This is a genomic window from Nonomuraea sp. NPDC059007 (assembly GCF_042740555.1).
Lineage (GTDB): Bacteria > Actinomycetota > Actinomycetes > Streptosporangiales > Streptosporangiaceae > Nonomuraea.
The window spans coordinates 1-7,058 of record NZ_JBHYJD010000044.1 but is presented as its reverse complement, the minus strand read 5'-3'; the positions used below and the strand labels follow the sequence as shown (position 1 = coordinate 7,058).

The 7,058-nt window shown below is 71.0% G+C and carries 8 protein-coding genes; 3 read left to right on the top strand and 5 right to left on the bottom strand.

What is annotated here, in order from left to right:
• The 4 genes from ACFWY5_RS44880 to ACFWY5_RS44865 form a co-directional block, all read right to left on the bottom strand.
• Positions 1-504: MarR family transcriptional regulator (locus tag ACFWY5_RS44880; RefSeq protein WP_379638509.1), on the bottom strand; the 504-nt coding region annotated here is incomplete at its 3' end.
• Entirely contained in the window at positions 504-1,763 is a 1,260-nt protein-coding gene (locus tag ACFWY5_RS44875) for a sugar ABC transporter permease (RefSeq protein WP_379613893.1), read from the bottom strand. The genes ACFWY5_RS44875 and ACFWY5_RS44880, both read right to left, overlap by 1 nt.
• A complete protein-coding gene (locus tag ACFWY5_RS44870) occupies positions 1,760-2,515 on the bottom strand; it encodes an ATP-binding cassette domain-containing protein (RefSeq protein ID WP_379613895.1) in 756 nt (251 codons plus the stop codon). Before ACFWY5_RS44870 ends, ACFWY5_RS44875 begins: the two co-directional genes overlap by 4 nt.
• Positions 2,516-2,605: 90 nt before the next feature.
• On the bottom strand, positions 2,606-3,715 hold the full coding sequence (locus tag ACFWY5_RS44865; RefSeq protein ID WP_379638508.1) for a sugar ABC transporter substrate-binding protein: 1,110 nt from the start codon (positions 3,713-3,715) through the stop codon (positions 2,606-2,608).
• 147 nt (positions 3,716-3,862) lie between these two features.
• Here ACFWY5_RS44865 and ACFWY5_RS44860 point away from each other — a divergent pair, with 147 nt between their 5' ends.
• The gene (locus ACFWY5_RS44860; RefSeq protein WP_379613899.1) at positions 3,863-4,273 is read left to right on the top strand and encodes a nuclear transport factor 2 family protein; all 411 of its coding nucleotides are present in this window, start codon (positions 3,863-3,865) and stop codon (positions 4,271-4,273) included.
• Between the two features lie 64 nt (positions 4,274-4,337).
• Positions 4,338-5,450: a DUF5685 family protein gene (locus ACFWY5_RS44855; protein WP_379638507.1), complete on the top strand. Its 1,113-nt coding sequence runs from the start codon at positions 4,338-4,340 to the stop codon at positions 5,448-5,450.
• A gap of 4 nt (positions 5,451-5,454) precedes the next feature.
• On the opposite strand, the gene ACFWY5_RS44850 is transcribed toward ACFWY5_RS44855, so the two are convergent.
• Complete coding sequence (locus ACFWY5_RS44850; RefSeq protein ID WP_379638506.1) at positions 5,455-6,144, bottom strand: sulfite exporter TauE/SafE family protein; 690 nt, start codon at positions 6,142-6,144, stop codon at positions 5,455-5,457.
• Between the two features lie 144 nt (positions 6,145-6,288).
• Between ACFWY5_RS44850 and ACFWY5_RS44845 the strand changes: the two genes are divergently transcribed.
• Positions 6,289-6,996, top strand: coding sequence for a neutral zinc metallopeptidase (locus tag ACFWY5_RS44845; RefSeq protein ID WP_379613943.1), 708 nt, complete (start codon positions 6,289-6,291; stop codon positions 6,994-6,996).
• The last annotated feature ends 62 nt before the right edge of the window (positions 6,997-7,058 follow it).

Genomic DNA, 7,058 nt, shown 5'->3' with positions numbered 1-7,058 from the left:
CTGGTTCGGCCCCAACATTATCACACGGTCGATTCTGCCCCCGCCGCCGGACCCGGCGGCGCCCGCCCCGACGCAGACGGCGTCGTGGCGGGCCTTGCGCCGCATCTGCCGGGCCGCCGCGGCCAGGTCCCCGGTCAGCTCCGTCAGGTCGAACGGGCCGCGCCGCCGTACCGACTCCCGGCGGTCGAGTATCACCCCGCCCAGCCCGACGCGCGCGACGGCCAGCCGGTCGGGACCCACGTCGAAGGCGAAGACGTAGACGCGCGCCGACTCGGGACGCACCACCAGCGACGGCCGGCCCGCACGGCCCGTCTCGCGCGGCAGTTCCTCGCGCACCAGGCCCGCCGCGGTCAGGTCGGAGGTGAGCGCCATGATGGTGCTGCGGTTCAGGCCCATGCGCGAGGTCAGCTCGGCACGCGAGATCGGCCCGCCCAGATGGACATGGCGCAGCAGCGTGCCGAGGTTGTGCCGCCTGATGTCCTCCTGGGATGGCCCCGCCCGCATCACCTCAGACCCGCTGCGGCCGCCCGCCTGCGCGCCAGCGCGTCGACGCCCGCGGCCAGCAAGAGGACAGATCCGGTGACCAGGTATTTCACGCTGGAACCGTACTGCATCAGGCCCATGCCGTTTTCGATGACGGCCACCACGGCGCCGCCCAGCACGGCGTCGAGGACCCTGCCCTTGCCGCCGAACAGGCTCGTCCCGCCGATCACCGCAGCTCCGACGGCATACAGCAGGACCGTGCTGCCTCCGGTGTTCGGGTCGACGGAGTTGGCGCGGGAGGCGGCGATGATCCCGCCGACCGCGGCCATCGACGAGCAGATCACGAACGCGCCGACCTTGATGCGGTCGACGTTGATGCCGGCCCTGCGGGCCGCCTCCGCGTTCCCGCCGACCGCGTAGACATGCCGCCCGAAGGGCATACGGCGCAGCACGAACGTCCACAGGACCAGCAGCGCCAGGATGACCGGCACGACGATGGGCACGCCGGTGAGCGAGATCGTCAGCGGGTTGCGGCTGCGCTCCAGGTTCAGGACGTAGACGGCGAGACCGGCGAGGACCGCCAGGCTGCCGACCCGCGCGGCGATCAGCGAGAACGGGTCGGCCACCAGCCCGCGCGCGGCCCGCCGGCGGGCCCGGGTGAGCTGGATCGCCGCGTAGATCACCACGCCGGCCGCGTAGAGCGCCCAGCCGAGCGCGGGCGTCATGTTCTTGGTCGCGATGGCGACGATGACCGGGTCGGCGATGGAGATGTTGGTGCCCTCGTCCAGCATGATCAGCACCACGCCCTGGAAGGCGAGGAACGCCGCCAGCGTGACCACGAAGGACGGGATGCCGACCTTGGCCACCAGCGAGCCCAGGACCACCCCGATCGCCGAGCCGGTGAGGATGGCCGCGATCACCGCCACGTACCAGGGTTGCCCGAGGTCGGTGAGCGTCACGGCGAGCACCGCCGCGCAGACGCCGCTGGCGAAGCCGGCCGACAGGTCGATCTCACCCAGCAGCAGGACGAAGACCAGGCCCATGGCGATGACGGTCACCGCGGCGCCCTGGGTGAACAGGTTGGCGAAGTTGATGGCGGTCAGGAACGAGGGCCGGGCGATCGCGAAGACCGTGCAGAGCACGACCAGGCCGATGACGGCGGGCAGCGCGCCCATGTCGCCGCCGCGGACCCGCTCCCCGTAGGCGCGGGCGCTGTGCCCGATCGACGGCGCCTGCACCGCCGCGATGATGGCCTCTTTGTCCTGCACGAGCTTGCTCATGGCGCGATCCCCAGTTCTCCGCTGCGACCGGAGGTGATCAGTTCGACGACCTGCGCGTGCGTCACGTCGGCGGTGCGGACCTGGGCCGCCATCCTGCCGAGGTAGAGCGCCGCGATCCGGTCGGAGACGGCGAACACGTCGTTCATGTTGTGCGAGATGAGCACCACGGCCAGGCCCTGGTCGGCCAGCCTGCGCACCAGTTCCAGCACCTGGGCGGTCTGGGCGACGCCGAGCGCCGCGGTGGGCTCGTCGAGGATGACCACCCGGGAGTTCCAGAGCACCGCCTTGGCGATGGCGACGGTCTGCCGCTGGCCGCCGGACAGGCTGGCGACCTGCTGCCGGATGGATTTGACCGTGCGTACCGACAGGCCGGACAGCGTGCGCTCGGCCATCTCCTCCATCGTCGCCTCGTCCAGGACCAGGCCGCTGCGGCGTTCGCGGCCGAGGAACATGTTCTGGACGATGTCGAGGTTGTCGCAGAGCGCGAGGTCCTGGTAGACGATCTCGATGCCGAGCGCTCCGGCGTCGCGCGGGGTGCTCACCTGGACGTCGTCGCCGTCGAAGAGGATCCGGCCGGCGTCGACGGGGTGGATGCCGCCCACGCACTTCACGAGCGTCGACTTGCCGGCGCCGTTGTCGCCGACCAGGGCGGTGACCTCGCCGGCGTAGGCGGAGAAGGCGACGTCGTGGAGCACTTGGACGGGGCCGAAGCTCTTGTCGAGGCCGCGTACTTCGAGAAGTGGGGTCGTCATGGGGCTCCCTCGGAGGAGGGTACGGCAGGCCGCCTTGTGGGCTGCTTGCCGTACCTTAAGCCGAAATTTCGGGATCTAGAGGGGGTTGGCTTAGCTGATTCCGGCTTCTGTGCACTTGGCGGCGAAGTCGCCGGTGCACAGTTCGTCCTTGGTCACGTAGCCGTCGGCCACGACGTCCTTGACGGTGTCGAAGGTGATGGGCTGGGGGTCGAGGAGTTCGGCGGGGACGTCCGCGCCGGTCTGGGAGTCCTTGACGGTGCCGCTGGCCGTCGGCTTCTCGCCTTTGGCCAGGGCTACCGCGAGCTTGGCCGCGGCGTCGGCCTCCTTCTTGACGGCCTTGTAGACGGTCATGCACTGGTCGCCGGCCAGGATGTTCTGCAGGCCCTGGACGGTGGCGTCCTGGCCGGTCACCGGGACTTTCCCGTTGAGGTTGTTCTTCTTCAGCACGGTGATGGCGGCGTTGCCGAGCCCGTCGTTGGCGGCCAGCACGCCGGCGATCTTCGGCTGGCTGGTGAGCATCTGCTCGAACAGCGTGCCGGCCTTGGTGTTGTCCCACTCGGGCACCGACTCCTCGGGGCCCTTCACGTACTCCCCGGCGTCGAACTTGGGCTTCAGGACGCCGTCGTAGCCCGCCTTGAACAGCGTCGCGTTGTTGTCGGTGGGCGAGCCGTTCAGGTAGGCGACGATGGGCTTGTCGGCCTTCTTCTCGGCCAGGCACTTGCTCAGGCCCTCGCCCTGCAGGGTGCCGACCTTGGTGTTGTCGAAGCTGACGTAGTAGGCGGCGTTGCCGCCGAGCGTGAGCCGGTCGTAGTCGATCGTGGGCACGCCCTGCGCCTTGGCCTTGTCGATGACGGTCTTGCCGGTGCCGCTGTCGAGGTTCACGATCATCAGCACGGTCGCGCCGTTGGTGATCATCTGGTCGGCGATGGTCTGGAACGCGGACTTGTCGTTCTGGGCGTTCTGGATGTCGAAGGCGACCCCGGCGGCCGTGAAGGCCTCTCCCAGGAACTTGCGGTCCGCCGTCTCCCAGCGGGCCGAGGACTTGCTGTCGGGCAGGATGACGCCGACCTTGCCGGGCTTGGCGGTGGCGCCTCCCGTCGTGGCGGTGGTGCCGGTGGTGCCGGTGGTCGTGCCGCTCTCGCCCCCGCAGGCGGCCAGACCCAGGATGAGCGCGGCGGCGCCCAGGATCCCCTTGCGCATGGCAGACCTCCCTGAATGTTGTTTGCGGCAACGTATTCCGCCGGGGACCTCTTGGGAAGGGGTCCTGAGGGCGGAGTTTGTTGTTCCGCATAACAATCGTGAAACGTGGGTCTTGCTCGGGTACGCGCTGTCGCGTTGTCTGGGCCCATGGACGATCACTGGGCCATCGGCGACCGCCTGGCCACCTACGCCTACGCGCTGGACAGCGGCGCCTGGGACCTGCTCGACGAGGTGTTCACGCCCGACGCCGTGCTCGACTACACCTCCGCCGGGGGGATCAAGGGGCCGTTTCCCGAGGTCAAGGCCTGGCTCGCGGACGTGCTGCCGCACTGGCCCGGCCGGCTCCACCTGATCGGCGCCACCCGGGTCGCGGTGCGCGGGGACGCGGCGGAGGTCTCGGCCTCGTTCACCGACACGCTGGCGCCCAGCCGGGAGCTGGCCAAGCCGGCCGGGATCCTCCAGGGCGGCGGCTGGTACCACCACCGGATGGCCAGGACGCCCGCCGGGTGGCGGAGCCGGGAACTGGTGGAGGAGCAGACCTGGCGGACCATGCACTGAGACCCTCCCCTGTCCTAGATCACGGGTGCTACGGTGAGCTCCGCCGTACCGGATAAGGGGGCATATGTTCGGGATTGTCCGGCCGTGTCGGCACGGCATGTGCGGGGGGATGTTCAAGGACTGGCTGGGGCATCTGTGCGGTCTGTGCCTGGCCCTGCGCGACGAGCACGGGCAGGCGGCGCGGCTGGCGACCAACTATGACGCATTGCTGGTGTCGGTGCTGGCCGAGGCGCAGACGGACGCGCCCGCGCGACGGCGTACCGCCGGGCCGTGTGCTCTGCGGGGGTTCAGGACGGCCGGGGTCGTGGAGTCGGAGGGGGCCCGGCTGGCCGCGTCCGTCTCCCTCATCCTGGCCGGGGCCAAGCTGCGCGACCACATCGCCGACGGCGACGGACCCTACCGGCGCCGGCTCGTCGCCGCGACCGCCGGGCGGCTGGCCGGACGCTGGTCCGGCGCGGGCGCCTCGACGGCCGCCGCCCTGTCCTTCGACCCCGCCCCGCTGACCGGCGCGGCCCTCGCCCAGGTGGAACTGGAGCGGTCCGGCGGCCGTACGCTCGCCACGCTCACGGCGCCCACCGAGGACGCGGTGGCCGCCGCCTTCGCGCACACGGCGGCGCTGACGGGGCGGCCGGGCAACCGCGAGCCGCTCGTACACGCCGGGCGGGCCTTCGGGCGGCTGGCCCACCTCCTGGACGCCGTGGAGGACCTGTCCGAGGATCGTGAGCGGGGGGCCTACAACCCGCTGCTGGCCACCGGTACGGCGCTCGCGGACGCCCGTTCGCACTGTGAGCGCGCGCAGGCCGAGCTGCGGCAGGCCGTGGACGAGCTGGAGCTGCCCCGGCCCCGGCTGGCCACGGCGCTCCTGGTCCGTGAGACGTCCCGGGCGATCACCCGCACCTTCGCCGAGACCACCGCGCCATCCGAGCCGCCGCCGCACTCGCCCCCTGAGCCTCATCCCCGCAAGCCGGATCCCGGCGGGCTGATCTCGCTGGCCTGTGCCGCCTTCTCCTGCTGCACCTGCGGGCTCTACCAGCCTCCGTGGGAGGAGGAGGACTCCCGGTGCACAACCTGCGCCAACTGCGGGGACGTCTGCTGCCATCTGCCCGACTGCTGCACGAACTGCGACTGTTGCTCGGACTGCGACTGCTGTTCCGGCTGCGACTGCTGCTCGGCCTGAACCGTCACCGCATCACGCTCTGCCCGATGAGCACCAGCGCGGAGACGGCCGCCACGATCAGGATCGCCGCGCGCACCTTCCCGCCGTCGAGGTAGCGCCGCAGCGGCCCCGACACGAGAAATCCGGCGATCATGGGTACGAGCAGCGCCGCCCCCGTGGCCAGCGCCTTGCCGGGCAACCGGTCCACGAAGGCCAGGACGGCCAGCGACTGGGCGGCGCTCAGGGCGAAGAACATGGCCAGTGTCGCCCGGATCTGCGGCCCCTTGGCGCTCTGGTACACCAGGCCCATGGGCGGGCCGCCGATGCCCGTGGCCGTACCGGTGACGCCGGAGACGAACCCGGCGGTGGCGAGCGTCGCGCCGTTGCGCGGCACGCTCAGCGCCCGCGCCGTCAGCCCCACCGCGATCAGCACCATCACGCCGACGAGCACACCGAGCGTGTGGGCCGACACGTAGACGACGACGAATCCTCCGATGACCGTGCCGGGCAACCGGCCGAGCACCGCGAACCCCAGCCCTCGCCAGTCCACCCTGCGCCACTCGGCGGCCAGCGTGAACAAGGGCAACGTGAAGTTGACCACCTGGATCGCGCCGGGCATGACGCCGGGGTCGAGGATCGTGAGCACCGGCGCGGCGATCAGCCCCAGCCCGAACCCGACGCCTCCCTGGACGATTGCCCCGATGAAAACCGCCAAACTACCAATTGTCAGGACAAGCGCCAGTTCATTCATGCGGGAGAGTCAACCACCGCCCCGCCCGTCCCATCCCACCGCCCTGGTCGTCGTGCCTCCCGGGAACAACGGTGCCGATGAGCCCTATGATCCGTGTTTGTGCCCCTCATGCAGACCGTTGCCGTGCTCTCCGTGCTGACCCTCACCACCGCCCCGGCCGCCGATCCGTGGGCGGGCACCGGCAGGCTCGCCGTCCAGTCGTGCGAGGAGCCCGAGCTGATCACCGGCGGGGTGGCGCGGCCCAGGGAGTATCTAGTCGCGATGGTGAAATGTCTGGATAAGGCGTGGGGCGGGCATTTTGCTCGAGCGCGGATGCCGTTCAGCAAGCCCAAGGTGCGCTACTTCGACGCGCCGCAGGATCGGATCTGCGGGTTCGACTGGCCGGACGGGACCGCCGCCTTCTACTGCCCGGGGCCGCGCACGCTGGTGTTCCCGCTGGCCGGCGACTGGATCGAGGGGCGGACCGATCTGCTGCCGCTCAAGATCGCGGCCCACGAGTACGGGCATCACCTGCAGAGCCTGACCGGCATCCGGGCCGCCTACGAGCGCGGCAAGGCCACCGCCGAGCGCGGGCGCCGCTACGAGTTGCAGGCCGACTGCCTGGCCGGGGTGTTCCTGGCCGGAGTGTGGCGGTCGCTGCCCCGGGACACGAAGGACTGGGCGGCCCTGGTCGAAACGGTACGGGCCAGCGGCGACGACCTCTACCGCACCCACGGCAGCGGCGCCAACCGCGTCTACTGGCTGAAGCGCGGCTTCACCGGCGCCCGGCCCGCCTCCTGCGACACCTGGTCGGCGGCGCGCTCCCGGGTGTCGTGACGGCCGGCCGTACCCCATGAGAAGGCCCCGCCCCGAGCGGCGGGGCCGTCTCCTGCGGGCGA

Coding starts and splice junctions, on each gene's coding strand:
- ACFWY5_RS44875 (WP_379613893.1), bottom strand. CDS start 1,763: ATGAGCAAGCTCGTGCAGGACAAAGAGGCCATCATCGCGGCGGTGCAG.
- ACFWY5_RS44870 (WP_379613895.1), bottom strand. CDS start 2,515: ATGACGACCCCACTTCTCGAAGTACGCGGCCTCGACAAGAGCTTCGGC.
- ACFWY5_RS44865 (WP_379638508.1), bottom strand. CDS start 3,715: ATGCGCAAGGGGATCCTGGGCGCCGCCGCGCTCATCCTGGGTCTGGCC.
- ACFWY5_RS44860 (WP_379613899.1), top strand. CDS start 3,863: ATGGACGATCACTGGGCCATCGGCGACCGCCTGGCCACCTACGCCTAC.
- ACFWY5_RS44855 (WP_379638507.1), top strand. CDS start 4,338: ATGTTCGGGATTGTCCGGCCGTGTCGGCACGGCATGTGCGGGGGGATG.
- ACFWY5_RS44845 (WP_379613943.1), top strand. CDS start 6,289: ATGCAGACCGTTGCCGTGCTCTCCGTGCTGACCCTCACCACCGCCCCG.